The organism is Stenotrophomonas sp. STK17_22 (genome assembly GCF_051983905.1).
In the GTDB taxonomy this organism is placed as follows: Bacteria; Pseudomonadota; Gammaproteobacteria; order Xanthomonadales; family Xanthomonadaceae; genus Stenotrophomonas; species Stenotrophomonas maltophilia_A.
In genome coordinates this window covers 3,595,421-3,612,233 of record NZ_CP197010.1, presented here as the reverse complement: position 1 = coordinate 3,612,233, position 16,813 = coordinate 3,595,421, and the positions used below count along the sequence as shown (strand labels likewise).

Annotated in this window: 22 protein-coding genes and 1 tRNA gene; 17 read left to right on the top strand and 6 right to left on the bottom strand. The window is 66.4% G+C overall.

Going from position 1 to position 16,813, the window contains the following annotated elements; all coding sequences use genetic code 11:
• Positions 1–160: 160 nt before the first annotated feature.
• Complete coding sequence (locus ACSYS9_RS16980; protein ID WP_071229143.1) at positions 161–1,351, top strand: glycoside hydrolase family 18 protein; 1,191 nt, start codon at positions 161–163, stop codon at positions 1,349–1,351.
• A gap of 90 nt (positions 1,352–1,441) precedes the next feature.
• Entirely contained in the window at positions 1,442–1,834 is a 393-nt protein-coding gene (locus ACSYS9_RS16975; RefSeq protein WP_049401221.1) for a VOC family protein, read from the top strand.
• Positions 1,835–1,963: 129 nt separating this feature from the next.
• Here ACSYS9_RS16975 and ACSYS9_RS16970 read toward each other — a convergent pair whose 3' ends face one another.
• Genes ACSYS9_RS16970 through ACSYS9_RS16960 form a run of 3 tightly spaced genes read right to left on the bottom strand, consistent with a single transcriptional unit; the run spans position 1,964 to position 4,093 of the window.
• Positions 1,964–3,523, bottom strand: a complete 1,560-nt coding sequence (locus tag ACSYS9_RS16970; RefSeq protein WP_071229144.1) for a PepSY-associated TM helix domain-containing protein — start codon at positions 3,521–3,523, stop codon at positions 1,964–1,966.
• Positions 3,524–3,533: 10 nt separating this feature from the next.
• Positions 3,534–3,797, bottom strand: coding sequence for a membrane protein (locus ACSYS9_RS16965; protein WP_032128657.1), 264 nt, complete (start codon positions 3,795–3,797; stop codon positions 3,534–3,536).
• A complete protein-coding gene (locus tag ACSYS9_RS16960; RefSeq protein ID WP_005410439.1) occupies positions 3,797–4,093 on the bottom strand; it encodes a hypothetical protein in 297 nt (98 codons plus the stop codon). Before ACSYS9_RS16960 ends, ACSYS9_RS16965 begins: the two co-directional genes overlap by 1 nt.
• Before the next feature lie 429 nt (positions 4,094–4,522).
• On the opposite strand from ACSYS9_RS16960, the gene thrS reads away from it, so the two are divergent.
• From thrS to ACSYS9_RS16905, 11 genes are all read left to right on the top strand, one after another.
• The gene (thrS, locus tag ACSYS9_RS16955) at positions 4,523–6,424 is read left to right on the top strand and encodes a threonine--tRNA ligase (RefSeq protein WP_049401217.1); all 1,902 of its coding nucleotides are present in this window, start codon (positions 4,523–4,525) and stop codon (positions 6,422–6,424) included.
• 49 nt (positions 6,425–6,473) lie between these two features.
• Positions 6,474–7,016 carry a translation initiation factor IF-3 gene (gene infC / locus ACSYS9_RS16950; RefSeq protein ID WP_005410437.1) on the top strand — a complete coding sequence of 181 codons (543 nt, stop codon included), beginning with the start codon at positions 6,474–6,476 and terminating at the stop codon, positions 7,014–7,016.
• 267 nt (positions 7,017–7,283) lie between these two features.
• Positions 7,284–7,481, top strand: a complete 198-nt coding sequence (rpmI, locus tag ACSYS9_RS16945) for a 50S ribosomal protein L35 (protein ID WP_005410436.1) — start codon at positions 7,284–7,286, stop codon at positions 7,479–7,481.
• An 11-nt stretch (positions 7,482–7,492) separates the two neighbouring features.
• Positions 7,493–7,852 (top strand): 50S ribosomal protein L20, encoded by a 360-nt coding sequence (rplT, locus tag ACSYS9_RS16940; protein ID WP_006380762.1) that lies wholly within the window; start codon positions 7,493–7,495, stop codon positions 7,850–7,852.
• A 194-nt stretch (positions 7,853–8,046) separates the two neighbouring features.
• Entirely contained in the window at positions 8,047–9,042 is a 996-nt protein-coding gene (locus ACSYS9_RS16935) for a phenylalanine--tRNA ligase subunit alpha (RefSeq protein ID WP_005417865.1), read from the top strand.
• A gap of 85 nt (positions 9,043–9,127) precedes the next feature.
• Positions 9,128–11,509 (top strand): phenylalanine--tRNA ligase subunit beta, encoded by a 2,382-nt coding sequence (pheT, locus tag ACSYS9_RS16930; RefSeq protein ID WP_071229153.1) that lies wholly within the window; start codon positions 9,128–9,130, stop codon positions 11,507–11,509.
• A 27-nt stretch (positions 11,510–11,536) separates the two neighbouring features.
• Entirely contained in the window at positions 11,537–11,836 is a 300-nt protein-coding gene (locus ACSYS9_RS16925) for an integration host factor subunit alpha (RefSeq protein ID WP_005410432.1), read from the top strand.
• Positions 11,817–12,173, top strand: coding sequence for a MerR family transcriptional regulator (locus ACSYS9_RS16920; protein WP_005410431.1), 357 nt, complete (start codon positions 11,817–11,819; stop codon positions 12,171–12,173). The genes ACSYS9_RS16925 and ACSYS9_RS16920 overlap by 20 nt, the downstream gene beginning before the upstream one ends.
• A gap of 68 nt (positions 12,174–12,241) precedes the next feature.
• A tRNA-Pro gene (locus ACSYS9_RS16915) sits at positions 12,242–12,318 on the top strand.
• 117 nt (positions 12,319–12,435) lie between these two features.
• On the top strand, positions 12,436–12,636 hold the full coding sequence (locus ACSYS9_RS16910) for a hypothetical protein (RefSeq protein WP_014037933.1): 201 nt from the start codon (positions 12,436–12,438) through the stop codon (positions 12,634–12,636).
• On the top strand, positions 12,633–12,974 hold the full coding sequence (locus tag ACSYS9_RS16905) for a low molecular weight protein tyrosine phosphatase family protein (RefSeq protein ID WP_032128660.1): 342 nt from the start codon (positions 12,633–12,635) through the stop codon (positions 12,972–12,974). The genes ACSYS9_RS16910 and ACSYS9_RS16905 overlap by 4 nt, the downstream gene beginning before the upstream one ends.
• Here the strand turns inward: ACSYS9_RS16905 and ACSYS9_RS16900 are convergent.
• Positions 12,953–13,390: a GNAT family N-acetyltransferase gene (locus ACSYS9_RS16900; RefSeq protein WP_071229145.1), complete on the bottom strand. Its 438-nt coding sequence runs from the start codon at positions 13,388–13,390 to the stop codon at positions 12,953–12,955. The genes ACSYS9_RS16905 and ACSYS9_RS16900 overlap by 22 nt on opposite strands.
• An 85-nt stretch (positions 13,391–13,475) precedes the next feature.
• Positions 13,476–13,985 (bottom strand): DUF3011 domain-containing protein, encoded by a 510-nt coding sequence (locus ACSYS9_RS16895; RefSeq protein ID WP_071229146.1) that lies wholly within the window; start codon positions 13,983–13,985, stop codon positions 13,476–13,478.
• Positions 13,986–14,225: 240 nt separating this feature from the next.
• Here ACSYS9_RS16895 and ACSYS9_RS16890 point away from each other — a divergent pair, with 240 nt between their 5' ends.
• Positions 14,226–14,621: a hypothetical protein gene (locus ACSYS9_RS16890; RefSeq protein WP_071229147.1), complete on the top strand. Its 396-nt coding sequence runs from the start codon at positions 14,226–14,228 to the stop codon at positions 14,619–14,621.
• Between the two features lie 24 nt (positions 14,622–14,645).
• Here the strand turns inward: ACSYS9_RS16890 and ACSYS9_RS16885 are convergent, their stop codons facing one another.
• Positions 14,646–15,338, bottom strand: coding sequence for an aspartate/glutamate racemase family protein (locus tag ACSYS9_RS16885; RefSeq protein ID WP_032128663.1), 693 nt, complete (start codon positions 15,336–15,338; stop codon positions 14,646–14,648).
• An 86-nt stretch (positions 15,339–15,424) separates the two neighbouring features.
• Between ACSYS9_RS16885 and ACSYS9_RS16880 the strand changes: the two genes are divergently transcribed.
• Genes ACSYS9_RS16880 through ACSYS9_RS16870 form a run of 3 tightly spaced genes read left to right on the top strand, consistent with a single transcriptional unit; the run spans position 15,425 to position 16,729 of the window.
• Positions 15,425–15,736: an ArsR/SmtB family transcription factor gene (locus ACSYS9_RS16880; protein WP_042358872.1), complete on the top strand. Its 312-nt coding sequence runs from the start codon at positions 15,425–15,427 to the stop codon at positions 15,734–15,736.
• Positions 15,736–16,083 (top strand): polyketide cyclase, encoded by a 348-nt coding sequence (locus tag ACSYS9_RS16875; RefSeq protein WP_071229148.1) that lies wholly within the window; start codon positions 15,736–15,738, stop codon positions 16,081–16,083. Before ACSYS9_RS16880 ends, ACSYS9_RS16875 begins: the two co-directional genes overlap by 1 nt.
• A 37-nt stretch (positions 16,084–16,120) precedes the next feature.
• Complete coding sequence (locus tag ACSYS9_RS16870) at positions 16,121–16,729, top strand: ATP-dependent Clp protease proteolytic subunit (protein ID WP_071229149.1); 609 nt, start codon at positions 16,121–16,123, stop codon at positions 16,727–16,729.
• Positions 16,730–16,813: the final 84 nt, after the last annotated feature.

Sequence of the window (16,813 nt, the reverse complement as noted above, 5' to 3'; positions counted from 1 at the left end):
TCGGCGTGTGTCCTGCTGCAGTGCATGAGGGTCGTTGCATGACTGGCGGGTTGTCGTCATCCGGCGGGATGCACTTGTCCACTGGACGACATGCCACGACAACCGTCCCACAGCCCCATTCGTTTGCTAACGTGGCTGCGCCTTCGAACCGGGAGATCCCATGTTCCGCCAGACCGTGGCTGCCCTTGCCGTGCTGATTGCCGGTGCTTTGCCCATGGCCGTGCATGCGGCACCCGCGCAGCCGCCGATCTTCGGTGCCTACTACCCCGGTGGTTCGGCCGAGCGCTACCCGGTGTCGAGCATTCCGGCCGAGCGCCTCACCCACCTGTTCTACGCGTTCTCCACCATCCAGGACGGGCGCTGCACGATCGGTGCGGAAGCGCCGAAGAATTTCGCTGCGCTGGCCGAGCTGAAGAAGGCGCACCCGCATCTGCGCACGCTGATCTCGATCGGTGGCTGGGGGGCAGGTGGATTCTCCGATGCAGCGCTGACCGAGGCCAGCCGCAAGCGCCTGGTCGACTCGTGCATGGCGCTGTTTTTCGACCGTCATGCTGGCAGTTTCGATGGCGTGGACATCGACTGGGAGTTCCCGGTCAGTGGCGGGCCGAAGGAGCTGGCACACCGTCCGCAGGACCGCGCCAATCTGACCCGGCTCGCGCAGGCGTTCCGCGTGGCCCTTGATGCGCATGGACGCAAGGCGGGGCAGCCGATGCTGTTGACCGCCGCACTGGCCGCCGGTCGCCTGCAGACCGATGGCCCCTACGATCCAGCCGCAAGCTATGACCTGCCGGCGCTGGCCAAGGTGTTCGATTTCATCAACCTGATGAGCTACGACATGGGCACCGGCTTCTCGGCGGTGTCGACGTTCAATGCGCCCCTGCATGAAGTGCCGACCGATCCGCTGGCGCCGGAACTGCGGCGCTGGAACAACGTTGCCGGCGCGGTGCAGTACTACCGCGAGCGCGGGGTGCCAGCCCACAAGCTGGTCCTGGGTGTGCCGTTCTACGGGCGCGGCTTCAAGGTCACCGGCGATGCACCGGACGGTCTGTATCAGGCCTACAGCGCACCGGCCGATGCCGACGATTGGCGGGTGATCAAGGCGCGTTATCTCGACCAGCCGGGCTGGACGAAGCACTGGCAACCACAGGCGCAGAGCCCGTGGCTGTACAATGCCGAGCAGAAGGTTTTCATCAGCTATGAAGACCCGCGCTCGATCGGCCTGCGTGCGCAGTTCGCCCGCGAGCAGGGCCTGGCCGGCGTCTTCATGTGGGAGCTGACCGGCGACGACGAACAGGCCAGCCTGCTCAACGCCATGCTGGGCCCCTGGCAGAAGGCACGCATCGGCGATTGAGCTGCATCAGGCGATGTCCGGCGCCACGCCGCAATGCCATTGGCCCGATCCCGCACAGCATCGCCACGCCCGCAGCGTTACGCTGCGGGCATGATCCATCTTGAACGCCTGGACCATCTGGTCCTCACCGTCGCCGACATCGACCGCAGCTGTGATTTCTATCAGCGCGTGCTCGGCATGCAGGTCGTGCGCTTCGGCGCCGGTCGTACCGCGCTGCAGTTCGGCCAGCAGAAGATCAACCTGCATCCGGCCAGCGCCCCGCTGCAACCGCATGCGCTGCGGCCCATGCCGGGCAGCGCCGATCTGTGCCTGGTCACGCGCACGGCGACGACCGATGTGCTGGCTCACCTGCAGGCGCAGTCCGTTGCAGTGGAGGAGGGGCCGGTCGCACGTACCGGCGCGCTGGGGCCGATCGAATCGGTGTACTTCCGCGACCCGGATGGCAACCTGATCGAAGTGAGTCGTTACCCCGGCGAGGCATGATCCTGCTTGGGTAGCGTCGAGCTTGCTCGACGGAGCTTGGCGCGAAATCAACAGCTGTCGAGCATGCTCGACGCTACAGGGGGCGTTGCGCGTAACGGTCGGTAGCGCCGGGCCATGCCCGGCGACGGCTCAGTTGGCCCAGACGCTGTTGGGGTCGCCGTTGCGGGCGCGGCGTTGGCTGGCCACAGCCAGGCGGGCGAAGCCGAAGGTCATGGCCAGCGCGATGGCATCGACCCAGAACAGCGGCCAGTGGCCACGCGCGGCAGCACGCCACAGCCAGTCACCATTGAGCGCGCCATGCAGGATCGGCACCAGTGCGGTACTGATCGCCGCCGCCCACAGCAGTTCGCGTGCCGCCTGCGCCGGGCGTCGCAGCGCGGCCCACAGCGCACAGGCCGCCCAGCTGCCGAAGCAGGCCCAGCGGATGCCGTGGTCGACCGCGGACGGTGCCAGCCGCTCCAGCACCAGTGCGGTGACGAACGCCACCGAAATCGCAACGCACAGCCCGATGCAGACGCCGACCGTGGCCCGTGCCATGTTCACCCCGGCACGCGGTTGCTGCGGCTGGCGACGCTTGCGCCGCGATTCGATCCACAACAGGTTGCCGGAGTAGAACAGGAAGGCACCGCCAAGGCCGAGCAGGAAGTACAGCCAGACCACTACGCCATTGCCGAACTCGCCGAAGTGCAGGGCATAGGCCGCGCTGAGCGTGGCGTGGTTGGCGTCGCGCTGGCCGGGCAGCTGCGAGGCCAGGACGTTGCCGGTGGCCACGTCCAGTGCCACTGCGCCGAGCGGGCCGAGCGTTCCGGTGGATTCGCCGGTGATCTCGATGGTGGCGTTGGCATCGCCGGCGTTGGCCAGCTTCAGGTAGGCCGGTTCGAAATTGGCCACGCCCTGTGCACGGGCCACTTCAAGCGCGCGCGCATGCAGCACGCGCAGGCTGCCCGGCGGCGCCGGGATGCCGCTGGCGTCGCGCACGGGCGCGGTGTCCATTGCGGTCGGCACCGCCTGCAGGGCCTTGCCGTCGTAGATCAGCGGGTTGAGCAGGGCCATCTGCACGAACACCAGGCAGAGCAGGGCGCCAGTGACCGCGAACATCAGGTGGAAGGGCAGGCTGAGCACGCCGATCACGTTGTGCGCGTCCTGCCACAGTTGTTTCAGGTTGCGGCCCGGACGCAGTGCGAACAGATCACCGAACAGCTTTGGCAGGTGGATCACCAGGCCACTCAGCAGTGCCATGCCATACAGCAGGCTGACGATGCCCATCACGTAGATGCCGGCCACCGGCAGGCCGAGGCTGTAATGCAGCTCGTTGACCAGTTCGGCCAGCCCGGTCTGTGGCGGCGTCGGGCTGCCGGCGATCTGTCCCGGCCAGGCGTAGCGCCAGCTGCCGTCATCGGCCTGCCAGTAGGCCAGTGGCTGCGGGTGTTCGGTGCCGGGGAAGGTCATGCCGACGTGGCGGCGCGCTTCCGGATGCGCGGCAAGCACGTCTTCCAGCAGGTACTGCGCGTCGTCCAGGCCGGCGGGGAGTGCGGTGGCTGCACCGGGCGTCTGCCACAGCGGCAGGTCGTGGTGGAACAGGGTCAGCGCACCCGCGTAGAAGGCCACGAACAGGCCGAAGCCGGCAACCAGGCCGACCCAGGTGTGCAGGGTGGTGAACGTGCGCAGCGTCTGCGAACTGAACTTCATGGGAAAGGTCTCATTGCACCGCGCCGGTCAGGCGCAGCAGCCCGAGCACGGCAAAGCCGGCGGCGGCGCTGCCGGCCAGCACCAGCCAGGCGCGCAGCGCGCTGCGGAAACTGAACGCCCACAGGGCGGCCAGCATCCACAGCGGGATGAAGGCGATGAGGGTCGGCACCAGCGCCCGTTGCCACGGGCCGGGCGGCAGCCACGCCAGCAGGCCGGTGACGGCGGCGGCGAGGAGGAAGCCGGCGATGATGCCGGCAAGGGCACGCGGCCACATCAGGGCGACTCCGTACCGGGGCGGTGCCAGGCCGCCAGCGCCGGCAGCAGCATGGCGGCCAGCATCCAGGTGCACAGCATCGCCACCAGGCCGGCGGCAAAACCAAGCTCGGCCATCCACAGCCACAGCGCGGCGGCAGCGGCGACCAGGCCGATCTGGCGGCCAAGGCGGCCGGCACGGCGCAGGCGCGGCCAGCGGCAGTGCGGCGAGGCGGCATAGAACGCCAGCGCCGAGAACATCGCCGCCAGCATGCCCAGGCTGCAGAAGCCGAGCGTGGAAAGGCCGACGGTGATCATCGCGGGCGGCCAGCGTGGCAGCGGGCCGGCGAACGCGGGGCACGGGCGGGGCCGGCGGGAGCCGGTCGGAGCGGGTGGCGCATCACGGGGTCCTGGGGGAAAGCGGGCAGGCTGGCACAGGGCGGCCTGCGCCGACATGGTAATCATTGCAATTTCACGCCGCCAGCGAGACCCATTCAGCGGACCGTACGGTAGCCCTTGGGCTTTCCGCCGGGCTGGTTTAAGATCATCGCAGAACCCTGACTGGAACAAGGTGGCCCGCGCCCAGCGCCGGCCGAGCGTGCGACATGAGCACTACCACCGCCCACTGTTGACCTGCCCCCGAAGGCCCTGTGTTCCAGGCGCCCTCGCGGCGCTTTTTTATTGCCCGGGCGCCGCCCCGGGAACGCTTTCCAGCCCGCCCCGCGGGCCCCGCACGAAGCCACTGCGATGATCAACATTACTCTTCCCGACGGCAGCCGCCGCGAATTCGAAAATCCCGTCAGCGTCATGGAGGTCGCCCAGTCGATCGGTGCTGGCCTGGCCAAGGCCACCATCGCCGGTGCCGTGGATGGCGTGCTGGTCGATGCCAGTGACGTCATCGACCACGATGCCAGCCTGCGCATCATCACCGCCAAGGACGAGGAGGGCGTGGAGATCATCCGCCACTCCTGCGCCCACCTGGTCGGCCACGCCGTCAAGCAGCTGTACCCGGACGTGAAGATGGTGATCGGCCCAGTGATCGCCGAGGGCTTCTACTACGACATCTACTCCGAGCGCCCGTTCACCCCGGACGACATGGCCGCGATCGAGAAGCGCATGGGTGAACTGATCGCCCAGGACTACGACGTGATCAAGAAGGTGACGCCGCGCGCCGAAGTGATCGAGATCTTCAAGGCCCGTGGCGAGGACTACAAGCTGCGCCTGATCGAGGACATGTCCGACGACATCCAGGCGATGGGCATGTATTACCACCAGGAATACGTGGACATGTGCCGCGGCCCGCACGTGCCGAACACGCGCTTCCTGAAGGCCTTCAAGCTGACCCGCATCTCCGGTGCCTACTGGCGCGGTGACGCGCAGAACGAGCAGCTGCAGCGCATCTACGGCACCGCCTGGGCCGACAAGAAGCAGCTCGAGGCGTACATCAAGCGCATCGAAGAAGCCGAGATGCGCGACCACCGCCGCATCGGCAAGCAGCAGGACCTGTTCCACCTGCAGGAAGAAGCGCCGGGCCTGGTGTTCTGGCACCCGAAGGGCTGGGCACTGTGGCAGGTGGTCGAGCAGTACATGCGCAAGGTGTACCGCAAGACCGGCTACGGCGAGGTGCGCTGCCCGCAGATCCTGGACGTGAGCCTGTGGCAGAAATCCGGCCACTGGGACAACTACCAGGACGCGATGTTCTTCACCGAATCGGAGAAGCGCACCTACGCGCTCAAGCCGATGAACTGCCCGGGCCACGTGCAGGTGTTCAACCAGGGCCTGCACAGCTACCGCGACCTGCCGATCCGCTATGGTGAGTTCGGTGCCTGCCACCGCAATGAGCCGTCCGGCGCGCTGCACGGCATCCTGCGCGTGCGTGGTTTCACCCAGGACGACGGCCACGTGTTCTGCACCGAAAACCAGGTCGAGGCGGAAGTGACCGCGTTCCACCAGCAGGCGCTGGCGGTCTACCAGCACTTCGGCTTCGATGAGATCCAGGTCAAGATCGCGCTGCGCCCGGAATCGCGCCTGGGTGACGACGCCACCTGGGACAAGGCCGAGGGCGCGCTGCGCTCGGCACTGTCCAGCAATGGGGTGGAGTGGCAGGAGCTGCCGGGCGAGGGTGCCTTCTACGGCCCGAAGATCGAGTACCACCTGAAGGACGCGATCGGCCGTACCTGGCAGCTGGGCACGATGCAGGTCGACTTCATGATGCCGGGCCGCCTGGGCGCCGAGTACGTGGACGAGAACAGCCAGAAGAAGCATCCGGTCATGCTGCACCGCGCCATCGTGGGCTCGATGGAGCGCTTCCTGGGCATCCTGATCGAGCACCATGCCGGCCAGTTCCCGACCTGGCTGGCGCCGACCCAGGTGGTGGTGGCCAACATCACCGACGCCCAGGCCGAGTACGTCTCGGGCGTGACCAAAACCCTTGCGGAGCAAGGCTTCCGCGTCAGCTCGGATTTGCGTAACGAGAAGATCGGCTATAAAATCCGCGAGCATACGTTGCAGCGCGTGCCCTACCTGCTGGTCATTGGTGACCGCGAGAAGGAAAATGGGGCTGTGGCGGTGCGTACGCGTTCTGGCGAAGACCTGGGCAGCATGAGCCTGCAGGCCTTCATCGAGCGGCTCCAGGCCGAGGGCGCGTAAGCAAAGGTCCGGTCCGGGGGGCACAGGCACCCGGACCGGTTCGATACCCTTGGGAGAACGTAATATCAGCACCCCTGACAACAAACAGAACCGCAAGAATCAGGAAATCCGTGTGCCGCGCGTCCGCGTGATCGGCAGTGACGGAGAAATGATCGGCGTGTTGTCGCGCGACGAAGCGCTGTCCATGGCCGAAGATGAAGGCCTGGACCTGGTCGAAATCCAGCCGCAGGCTGATCCGCCGGTCTGCAAGATCATGGACTTCGGCAAGTTCAAGTTCGAAGCGCAGAAGAAGGCCAGCGAGGCCAAGAAGAAGACCAAGCAGGTCGAGATCAAGGAAGTGAAGTTCCGTCCGGTCACGGACGAGGGCGACTACCAGATCAAGCTGCGCAAGATGCGCGGGTTCCTCGAGGATGGTGACAAGATCAAGGTCAACATCCGTTTCCGTGGCCGTGAAATGAGCCACCAGGAACTGGGCCGCGAAATGGCCAACCGGATCGAGACCGATCTGGGCGAGGACATCGTCATTGAATCCCGTCCGCGCCTGGAAGGGCGTCAGATGGTCATGATGATCGCGCCGAAGAAGAAGACCTGAGGCCTGACGGGCCGCCTTCCGGGGCGGCTGGCTGAATGGTTCAGGGTAAAGGGACGCCGTCGGCGTCCCTTTGTCTTTTGCGGCAGGCCGGTGCAGTGCCGGTAAACGGGTTGCAGGGGCTGGTGGCAGGGCGGTTTTGCCTGTATCATGCCCGGCTCGACCCACCCAGGACGGGTCGTACGCCGATCATGGCAGGACGGAAAGAGCGGCCCAGGCCGCCGCCAGATCAGTCAGAAACCAGGGTCATATCCCATCAAGGACATTGCAATGCCCAAGATCAAGACCAACCGGGCAGCGGCCAAGCGTTTCCGCAAGACCGCCTCGGGCAAGTACAAGTGCGGCCACGCCAACCGTAGCCACATCCTCACGAAGAAAGCGACCAAGCGTAAGCGTAATCTGCGTCAGACGGGCCATGTCCGTGCAGAAGACGCAGGCCGTCTGGACCGCATGCTCCCTTACCTCTGAGGAACTGAAAAATGGCACGAGTTAAGCGTGGCGTACAGGCGCGTCGCCGCCACAAGAAGATTCTGGATCTCGCCAAGGGCTATTACAACGCCCGTCGCAAGGTCTTCCGCGTCGCCAAGCAGGCGGTCATCAAGGCACAGCAGTACGCCTACATCGGCCGTAAGCAGAAGAAGCGCAACTTCCGTTCGCTGTGGATCACCCGTATCAATGCGGCTGCCCGCATCAACGGCCTGAGCTACAGCCGCTTCATGAACGGTCTGCTGAAGGCCGGCATCACCCTGGATCGCAAGGTCCTGGCTGACATCGCCGTGCACGACGCAGCCGGCTTTACCGCGCTGGCCGAAAAGGCCAAGGGCGCGCTGGCGGCATAAGTCCTTCCCGATGCCGTAACCGTTCGCTCGGAACGGTGTCAGGTCAAGGCAATGCATGGGGAAGGGCGCAAGTCCTTCCCCATTCTTTTTTTGGGTCCCGGCGAGGCCATGACGGCAGCGCGGGGACGGCGGTGGCGACAGGGGTCGGCCCTTCGCGCATCGCGATGGCAGATCGACTGGAGTTCCGGCCCCCCATGAGCGACATCCAATCCCTCACCACCCAGGCGCTGGCCGATGTGGCCGCCGCACAGAGCCCCGACGTGCTGGAACAGCTGCGCGTGGCCCTGCTTGGCAAGAGTGGCAGCATCACCTCGCAGCTCAAGCAGCTCGGCGCCCTGCCGGCCGACGAGCGCAAGGCCGCCGGTGAAGCGATCAACCAGGCCCGCGACGCGCTGACCCGCGCGCTGGGCGAGCGCAAGGCGCTGCTGGAAGACGCGGCACTGGATGCGCGCCTGGCCGCCGAAGCCATCGACATCACCCTGCCGGGCCGCAATGGCGACCGCGCCGGCCTGCATCCGATCACCCGCACCCTGGAGCGCATCACCGGCATCTTCGGCCGGCTGGGCTACGAGCTGTCGGAAGGGCCGGAGATCGAGGATGACTGGCACAACTTCGAGGCGCTGAACTTCCCGCCGCACCACCCGGCGCGTGCCATGCACGACACCTTCTACTTCGGTGACGGCCGCCTGCTGCGCACGCATACCTCCGGTGTGCAGGTGCGCTACATGGGCGACCACGCGCCGCCGCTGCGCATGATCGCCGCCGGCAAGGTGTACCGCAGCGACAGCGACCAGACCCATTCGCCGATGTTCCACCAGGTGGAAGGCCTGCTGGTGGACGAGCATTCGACCTTCGCCGACCTGAAGGGCACGCTGGCCGAGTTCGTGCGCGCCTTCTTCGAGCGCGACTTCGAGATGCGCTTCCGTCCCAGCTACTTCCCGTTTGTTGAACCGGGCGCGGAAGTGGACATCGCCTGGCAGCAGCCCGATGGCAGCACCCGCTGGCTGGAAGTGCTCGGCTGCGGCATGGTCCATCCGAACGTGCTGCGCAACGTCGGCATCGATCCGGAGCGCTACACCGGCTTTGCCTTCGGCATGGGCGTGGAGCGCTTTGCGATGTTGCGTTACGGCGTCAACGATCTGCGCGCGTTCTTCGAGAACGATGTGCGCTTCCTCAAGCAGTTCGCGTAAGCGCCGGTCCGTAGAGTCGAGCTTGCTCGACTGCTTCTAAATTCGCAGGCCCAGGCGCATGCGCCGGGCCCACCAGGGTGACACCATGAAATTCTCCGAAAACTGGCTGCGCAGCCACGTCCCGACCCGTGCTTCGCGCGATGAACTGAGTGCGGTGCTGACCGCCATCGGCCTGGAAGTGGAAGACGTGACCGCGCTGGGCGAAGGCCTCGAGCACGTGGTCGTGGCGCGCATCGTCGACGCCGTACGCCATCCGGAAGCCGACCGCCTGCAGGTGTGCAAGGTCGATGCCGGGCAGGGCGAGCTGCTGCAGATCGTGTGCGGCGCACCGAACGCACGTCCGGGCCTGGTTGCGCCGCTGGCGATGGTCGGCGCGCAGATTGGCGAGCTGAAGATCAAGCCGGCCAAGCTGCGCGGTGTCGAGTCCAACGGCATGCTGTGCTCGGCCAAGGAGCTGGGCCTGGACAACGATGCCTCCGGCCTGCTGGAGCTGCCGGATGACGCACCGGTCGGCCAGGCTCTGGTCGAGTACCTGGGCCTGCCGGACGCCAGCATCGAGATCAAGCTGACCCCGAACCGCGCCGACTGCTTCAGCCTGCGCGGTATCGCCTACGACGTCGCCGCGGCCACCCGCAGCGACGTGCTGGATTTCACCGCCGAGACGATTCCCGCCATTGGCAGCCGTGAGCTGGCCATCCAGCTCGACGCCGGCGCCGAAGCACCGCGTTACCTGGGCCGTGTCATCGAAGGTGTCAACGCCGCTGCCAAGACGCCGTTGTGGATGGCCGAACGCCTGCGCCGCAGCGGTGTGCGCCCGGTTTCGCTGCTGGTCGACATCACCCAGTACGTGATGCTCGAGCTCGGCCAGCCGATGCACGCGTACGACCTCGGCACCCTGCAGGGCAGCATCGCCGTGCGCCGTTCGCGTGCCGGCGAGAGCCTGAAGCTGCTGGACGGCCGCGATGCCGCGCTGGACGACAGCTTCCTGGTGGTCACCGACGCCGATCGTGCGGTCGGCCTGGCCGGCCTGATGGGCGGCTTCGACACCCGTGTCACCGACGCCACCACTGCCGTGTTCCTGGAGGCCGCGCATTTCGCGCCGGCCGCGATCATGGGCCGTGGCCGCAAGCTGGGCCTGCACACCGATGCCGGCCACCGCTTCGAGCGCGGTGTCGACCCGGCACTGCCGCGTACCGCCATCGAGTACGCCACCCGCCTGGTGCTGGACTTGGCCGGCGGCACCCCGGCGCCGGTCACCGAGGCCGTGCGTGAGGCCGATCTGCCGCAGCCGGCAACCATCGTGCTGCGCCGCGCCCGCATCACCCGCGTGCTCGGCATCACCATCGAAGATGCGGAAGTCGAGCGCATCCTGCGCGCGCTGGGCATGGACGTGGTTGCCACCGCCGACGGCTGGCATGTCACGGCGCCGAGCCGCCGCTTCGACATCGCCATCGAAGAAGACCTGATCGAAGAGCTGGCCCGCATCCACGGTTACGAGCAGATCCCGACCACGCTGCCGGGCGGCGCCTCGCGCGTGGCGATGCCGAGCGAGACCCAGCTGGACGCGCTGAGCGTGCGCCGCCAGCTGATCGCCCGTGACCAGCAGGAAACCGTCAATTTCGCTTTCGTCGACGATGCGCTGCTGAGCCAGTGGCAGCTGCGCGACGGCCTGGTACCGCTGGCCAACCCGCTGTCGGCCGAACTGGCGGTGATGCGCCCGTCGCTGCTGCCAGGCCTGGTCGCCACGTTGGGCCGCAACGCCGCCCGCCAGATCGGCCGCGTGCGCCTGTTCGAGTTGGGCCGCGTGTTCGCCCAGCGGGCCGGCGACGGCCGGCCGGCGCCGCTGGAAACCCCGCGCGTGGCCGCTGCGGTCTGTGGCGATGCACAGGCACTGCAGTGGGGCCTGCCGGCCCGCAAGGTCGATTTCCATGACCTGAAGGGCGACCTGGAGTCGCTGGCCGCTGCCAGTGGTGCGGTACTGGAGTTCCGCCCGTCGGCCCGCCCCTACGGCCACCCGGCCCGTTCGGCCGAGGTGTTCCGCGATGGCGTGGCGATCGGCTGGATCGGCCAGATCCACCCGCGCCTGGCCAAGGCAATGGAGATCGAAGCCGACGTCTATGCCTTCGAACTGGACCTGGAGCCGCTGACCGCCCGCCGCCTGCCGCGTGCCGGCGAACTGTCGCGCTTCCCGGCAGTGCGTCGCGACCTGGCATTCCTGGTGCCTGAACAGGTGGCCTGGGCCGATCTCGCGGCCACCGTCCGCCAGGCCGCTGGCCCGCTGCTGCGCGACCTGAACCTGTTCGACCGCTACGTCGGCCAGGGCGTCGAGCCGGGATTCAAGAGTCTCGCTATGGGCTTGATTTTGCAGGACAAGTCGCGCACTCTGACGGACCGCGACGTGGATGCGGTGGTGGCCGAGGCGGTCACTGCCATCGAGCGTGAACATCACGCCCGGATCCGCGGCTGAGCGGGCAGCACTCGGGGGTAGCAGGCAATGGCATTGACCAAGGCGGAGATGGCGGAAAAGCTGTTCGACGAAGTCGGTCTGAACAAGCGGGAAGCCAAGGAATTCGTCGACGCGTTTTTCGATGTGCTGCGTGAAGCATTGGAACAGGGACGTCAGGTGAAGCTGTCGGGCTTCGGTAATTTCGATCTGCGGCGCAAGAACCAGCGCCCGGGTCGCAACCCCAAGACCGGCGAGGAAATTCCGATTTCCGCCCGTACGGTGGTCACCTTCCGTCCGGGCCAGAAGCTCAAGGAGAGGGTGGAAGCTTATGCTGGATCCGGGCAGTAACCGCGAACTACCGCCGATCCCGGCCAAGCGCTACTTCACCATCGGTGAAGTCAGCGAGCTGTGCGACGTCAAGCCGCACGTCCTGCGCTACTGGGAAACCGAGTTTCCCAGCCTTGAGCCGGCCAAGCGCCGAGGCAACCGCCGCTACTACCAGCGCCACGACGTGCTGATGGTGCGGCAGATCCGCAGCCTGCTGTACGAACAGGGCTACACCATCGGTGGTGCACGCCTGCGTCTGGACGGTCCCGATGCCCGCGAGGAATCGGCGCTGAGCAACCAGATCATCAAGCAGGTGCGCATGGAGCTGGAAGAAGTGCTGCAGTTGTTGCGCCGCTGATCCCATTTCCATCGTAATCCGCTATACTTCACGGCCCGCCGCACTGGCGGGCACATCGCAGCATCAGTCGGGGCGTAGCGCAGCCTGGTAGCGCATCTGCCTGGGGGGCAGAGGGTCGTCGGTTCGAATCCGGCCGTCCCGACCACTGTGATGAATCAAGAAGCCTGCGCAGCGATGCGTGGGCTTTTTTGTGCGTGCGGTGTATGCTGCGCGCCACTCGTACTACCGCGGCTGCTGAACCCGGTACTCACGAGAACACATCATGGAATCTGCAAGAAACCGTGCCTGGCGTCGCAGCCAGGCGCGCAACCGTGGTGGCGACCGCGCCACGACCGCCTATAGCTACAAGCCCGAGAAGAACTGGAAGCTGCTGTACACGCGCGATGCCAAGCTCGCGCGCGCACGCCAGCTGGGCTTCACCTATCCGGTGCTCAGCGCCCGCCAACTGCAGGAACAGGAATGATCAACCTGCTGTTCGTCTGCAGCCGCAACCAGCTGCGCAGCCCGACCGCCGAAGCCATGTGGCGACGGCGGCCCGGCTTCACTGCGCTGTCGGCCGGCACCAGCCCGCATGCACGACGCCCCATCGGCCCGGCGGACATCCGCTGGGCCGATGTCATCTTCGTGATGGAGGCCAAGCATCAGCATCGACTGCAGGCCGCATACGCGCGCCTGCTGGAACACAAGCGCCTGCATTGCCTGGATATCCCGGACGACTATCGCTGCATGGATCCCGTGCTGATGGATCTGCTGGACACCAAGGTGACCGCGTATCTCGATCAGCTGCCGGCAAAGCGGTAGATCAGCTCCGGGTCGCCGTCATCCAGTCCATGCACGATGCCGCTGTCGATGAAGCCCGATGCAACGAGCAGGCGCTGCATGGCGATGTTGGAGGCATTGGTCGAGGTGAACAGCTTGCGCTGTCCACGCTCTGCGATCGCGTGCCGCAGCAGTGCGGCGCCGACGCCCTGGCTGCGCCGCTCGCGCGCGACCATCAGCATTTCGACGAAGCCTTCGCCGAAGAAGTGCTCATGGAGGGTCATGTAGCCAACGATCTCGCGCTCCTGCTCGGCAACATGCACGTTGCCCCGCGCCAACCACTCGCCAATCTGTTCCGCCCGTCGAGGGTCGCTTGCCGCCACGCTGTCGAGTGCGATCAGCGCGGAGGCATCGGCGGGCGTCGCGTCGCGGAGGCGCAGCGCAGTCGCAGCGGGCATGGTCGGGCTCCTGACAGGAGGGCTCAGTCTATCGGCTCTGCCGCAGGCGCAGCCGCACCCGCCGCAGCCAGCGCGTGCTCGGCAGTCAATACACGCGGAACTCGGCCCGGCAGCCGTCGCTGACCCACACGCCGCGGCGGTCCCAGCCCCAGTTCTGGTCCTCGACGCAGGCCGTCACCGACTTCTGCTTGATCAGGCGCACCTCGTGGCGCACACGGATACGGCATTCCTTGTCCTTCTTTTCGTAGGACTCGCAGACCAGGCGCTCGCCATCATCGTCACGGTCCCTGCCGCGGCCCGGCCAGCGTCCGCGCCCATAGCCGTCAGCGACGAACTCGGCGCGGCAGCCGTCGGTCACCCACAACGTGCGGCGGCTCTGGCCCCAGTTCTGGTTCTCCACGCACCGGGTCACCGACAGTTGCCTGGCCAGGCGCATGGGGCCTTCGATCGGGCATTGCGCGGTCTTGTTGAACTGCGATTCGCAGCGCAGCGCCGGAATGTGATCGGTGTCGTAGTCCTGTGCGGCCACGGTGGTGGTGGCCAGCAGCAGCGCAAGGGAGGTGCCGGTGATCGTCAGCAGCAGGCGATGGGACATGTGCAGGCTCGGTGGGGATGGGGCGGCAAGAATGGCCCAGTCCGGGGCTGCCGGAACGCTTCGTTCCGAAGATGGCTCAGTGGCGGTTTAGTAGTACGCGCGGGCCCATGCAGAGGCTTACATCCCGTATCATCGCTGCACATCCGATCGCATCGGTTTACACCCTCTTACATGTCTCCCACGCCGGTCGGCACAGCCTGTGGCTGTTGTCACTGGCATGCGGCCGGCGCGTGGAGGAGGATGCGCGGACCACGACGACCACAGGGGGTTGCGTTGATCAGCAGTACCGTCATTCATCGCTCGGCCGACGCAGGCGGCGCCGAGGTGCGGGTCCTGGACACTACGTTCAAGGGCAAGCATGTGTTCATTGCCTGGGGCCTGCGCGGGCCGGAACTGACCCGCAGCGCGGACCCGGCAGCGACCGTGGCCGCACGCAAGGCGCTGCACGCGGTTGCCGGCCACAGCGAGGGGCCGCGCAGCCCGGAAGTGTTCATCGCCAACCAGTCGGCGGTGGCGATCACGGTCTATCGCCTGCTTACCGAGGCGCGCTCCGGCGATGCCATCTTTTTCCTGTGCGATTCACAGGCGGTGATCGAGTGGCTCATCACCGCGCTGGAAGTGCAGGGCGCGGACTGATTCCGCGCTCCGGCGCGCATCGATTCAGGCCAGCGCCGCGTCCACCGCAGCCCGTGCGTGCAGTGCAGTGGTATCGAACAGCGGCACTGCGCTGTCTTCCGGTCGTACCAGCAGCATGATCTCGGTACAGCCCAGGATGATGGCTTCGGCACCGCGCGCCACCAGTCTCGCGATCACGCCGGCGTAGACCTGTCGTGAGTGCTCGCTGACCACACCGGCGATCAGTTCCTGGTAGATGATGTCGTGCACGCTGCGACGATCATCGGCTTCGGGAACCAGCACCTCCAATCCGAAGCGATCCTGCAGCCGGCCGCGGTAGAAGTCCTGTTCCATGGTGAAGGCGGTACCGAGCAGGCCCACCTTGCGTGCGCCTGCCTGCACGATGGCCTGGGCGGTGGGATCGGCGATATGCAGCAGCGGCAGTGGGCAGACCGCCTCGATGCGGTCGGCCAGCTTGTGCATGGTGTTGGTGCAGATCAACAGCAGATCGGCGCCACCGGCCTGCAGGCGCCGTGCAGCGTCGGTCATATGGTCGCCCAGCGCATTCCAGTCGCCGTCATGCTGCAGCTGCTTGATGCCAGCGAAATCCACCGACCACAGCAGCAGCTGCGCCGAATGTGCGCCACCGAGGCGCTGCCGCACGTCCTCGTTGATGAGCCGATAATACTGCGCCGAGCTTTCCCAGCTCATGCCGCCGATCAGGCCAAGGGTCTTCATGCACAGCTCCATGCCGGGGAGCCGTCATTGCAGCACAGCCGATGCGGGAGTTGCACTACACATTAGTGATTGCTAATGTGTTGGTCATGATCGAGAACGCCCTCTTCAAAGCACTGGCCGACCCCACCCGCCGCCACATCTTCGAAAAGCTGGCCGAAGGCGGGCAGCATGCCAGCGCGCTGCGCGAGGGCATGGCGATCAGCCAGTCTGCGATGTCCCAGCACCTGGCGGTGCTGCGCGATGCCGGGCTGGTGAGCGAACAGCGCCAAGGCCGTTTCGTCCACTACGAGGTCGATCCGCGCGGGCTGGCGCACATCGGCAACTGGCTGCAGCGCTACCGGGCCTACTGGCCCGCGCGGATGGATGCCTTGCAGGATCTGCTGAAGGAGATGGACTGATGGACGATGTTCTGAACGAAGCGGCTCCCGCGTTGGTGATGGAGCAGTGGCTGCCAGCGCCACCGGAACGGGTCTGGCGCGCACTGCGCGATCCGGCGCTGCGTGAGCGCTGGATGCCTGCGGCCGATCTTGCCGATCCGCAGCCCTGCCTGTGCGAGGAGGGGCGGGAGCTGGGATTCCGCCTGCGCGATGCGCAGCCTCCGCATCTGCACAGCCTGGTGTGTTTCCAGCTGCGCGCGGACGGCGGGGGGACGGTGCTGACCATCGTGCATCGGCTCACCGACCTGCGCGCGCTGCTGCCGTTGGCCGCCAACGACGATCATCGCACCATGATGCGCGCGGCCTGAGGCGGCGCCTGGATCAAACGCTACAGGGAGCAGGCACATGCGGGACAGAATGCAGCTGATACCGATGGTGGTGGAACGCAGCGAGCGCGGTGAGCGCTCCTATGACATCTACTCGCGGCTCCTGCGCGAGCGCATCATCTTTCTCAACGGTGAAGTCGATGACACTGTGTCGGCGCTGGTCTGCGCGCAGCTGCTGTTCCTGGAATCGGAAAACCCGGAGAAGCCGATCCATCTGTACATCAACTCGCCGGGTGGGGTGATCTCCAGCGGCCTGGCGATGTACGACACCATGCAATACATCTCGGCCCCGGTGCATACGCTGTGCATGGGCACCGCGCGGTCGATGGGATCGTTCCTGCTGATGGCCGGCGAGCCCGGTCACCGTGCGGCGTTGGCCAATGCCAGCCTGCATGTGCATCAGCCGCTGGGCGGGGTGCAGGGCCAGGCGTCGGACATCTTCATCCATGCCGAGGAAATGCAGCGCACCAAGCAGCGCATCACCCGGCTGTATGCGCAGCATTGCGGACGCAGTGTCGAGGAGGTCGAGCAGACCCTGGACCGCGATCGTTTCATGAGTGCCGAGCAGGCATGCGAATGGGGCTTGATCGATCAGGTACTGGTACGGCGCGACGCGCTCGCGGCCTGAGCCTGCCTCTGTAACCACCGCATCCATGCTGCGCTGTGTGTGCCGCGCCAGGCCGGCGCACTCTATGCTGGTGGGATCTTCTGA

Coding starts and splice junctions, on each gene's coding strand:
- thrS (WP_049401217.1), top strand. CDS start 4,523: ATGATCAACATTACTCTTCCCGACGGCAGCCGCCGCGAATTCGAAAAT.
- ACSYS9_RS16905 (WP_032128660.1), top strand. CDS start 12,633: ATGATCAACCTGCTGTTCGTCTGCAGCCGCAACCAGCTGCGCAGCCCG.
- ACSYS9_RS16900 (WP_071229145.1), bottom strand. CDS start 13,390: ATGCCCGCTGCGACTGCGCTGCGCCTCCGCGACGCGACGCCCGCCGAT.
- pheT (WP_071229153.1), top strand. CDS start 9,128: ATGAAATTCTCCGAAAACTGGCTGCGCAGCCACGTCCCGACCCGTGCT.
- ACSYS9_RS16980 (WP_071229143.1), top strand. CDS start 161: ATGTTCCGCCAGACCGTGGCTGCCCTTGCCGTGCTGATTGCCGGTGCT.
- ACSYS9_RS16920 (WP_005410431.1), top strand. CDS start 11,817: ATGCTGGATCCGGGCAGTAACCGCGAACTACCGCCGATCCCGGCCAAG.
- ACSYS9_RS16960 (WP_005410439.1), bottom strand. CDS start 4,093: ATGATCACCGTCGGCCTTTCCACGCTCGGCTTCTGCAGCCTGGGCATG.
- ACSYS9_RS16965 (WP_032128657.1), bottom strand. CDS start 3,797: ATGTGGCCGCGTGCCCTTGCCGGCATCATCGCCGGCTTCCTCCTCGCC.
- ACSYS9_RS16890 (WP_071229147.1), top strand. CDS start 14,226: ATGCGCGGACCACGACGACCACAGGGGGTTGCGTTGATCAGCAGTACC.
- ACSYS9_RS16895 (WP_071229146.1), bottom strand. CDS start 13,985: ATGTCCCATCGCCTGCTGCTGACGATCACCGGCACCTCCCTTGCGCTG.
- rplT (WP_006380762.1), top strand. CDS start 7,493: ATGGCACGAGTTAAGCGTGGCGTACAGGCGCGTCGCCGCCACAAGAAG.
- ACSYS9_RS16880 (WP_042358872.1), top strand. CDS start 15,425: ATGATCGAGAACGCCCTCTTCAAAGCACTGGCCGACCCCACCCGCCGC.
- ACSYS9_RS16870 (WP_071229149.1), top strand. CDS start 16,121: ATGCGGGACAGAATGCAGCTGATACCGATGGTGGTGGAACGCAGCGAG.
- ACSYS9_RS16935 (WP_005417865.1), top strand. CDS start 8,047: ATGAGCGACATCCAATCCCTCACCACCCAGGCGCTGGCCGATGTGGCC.
- ACSYS9_RS16925 (WP_005410432.1), top strand. CDS start 11,537: ATGGCATTGACCAAGGCGGAGATGGCGGAAAAGCTGTTCGACGAAGTC.
- ACSYS9_RS16885 (WP_032128663.1), bottom strand. CDS start 15,338: ATGAAGACCCTTGGCCTGATCGGCGGCATGAGCTGGGAAAGCTCGGCG.
- rpmI (WP_005410436.1), top strand. CDS start 7,284: ATGCCCAAGATCAAGACCAACCGGGCAGCGGCCAAGCGTTTCCGCAAG.
- ACSYS9_RS16970 (WP_071229144.1), bottom strand. CDS start 3,523: ATGAAGTTCAGTTCGCAGACGCTGCGCACGTTCACCACCCTGCACACC.
- ACSYS9_RS16910 (WP_014037933.1), top strand. CDS start 12,436: ATGGAATCTGCAAGAAACCGTGCCTGGCGTCGCAGCCAGGCGCGCAAC.
- ACSYS9_RS16875 (WP_071229148.1), top strand. CDS start 15,736: ATGGACGATGTTCTGAACGAAGCGGCTCCCGCGTTGGTGATGGAGCAG.
- ACSYS9_RS16975 (WP_049401221.1), top strand. CDS start 1,442: ATGATCCATCTTGAACGCCTGGACCATCTGGTCCTCACCGTCGCCGAC.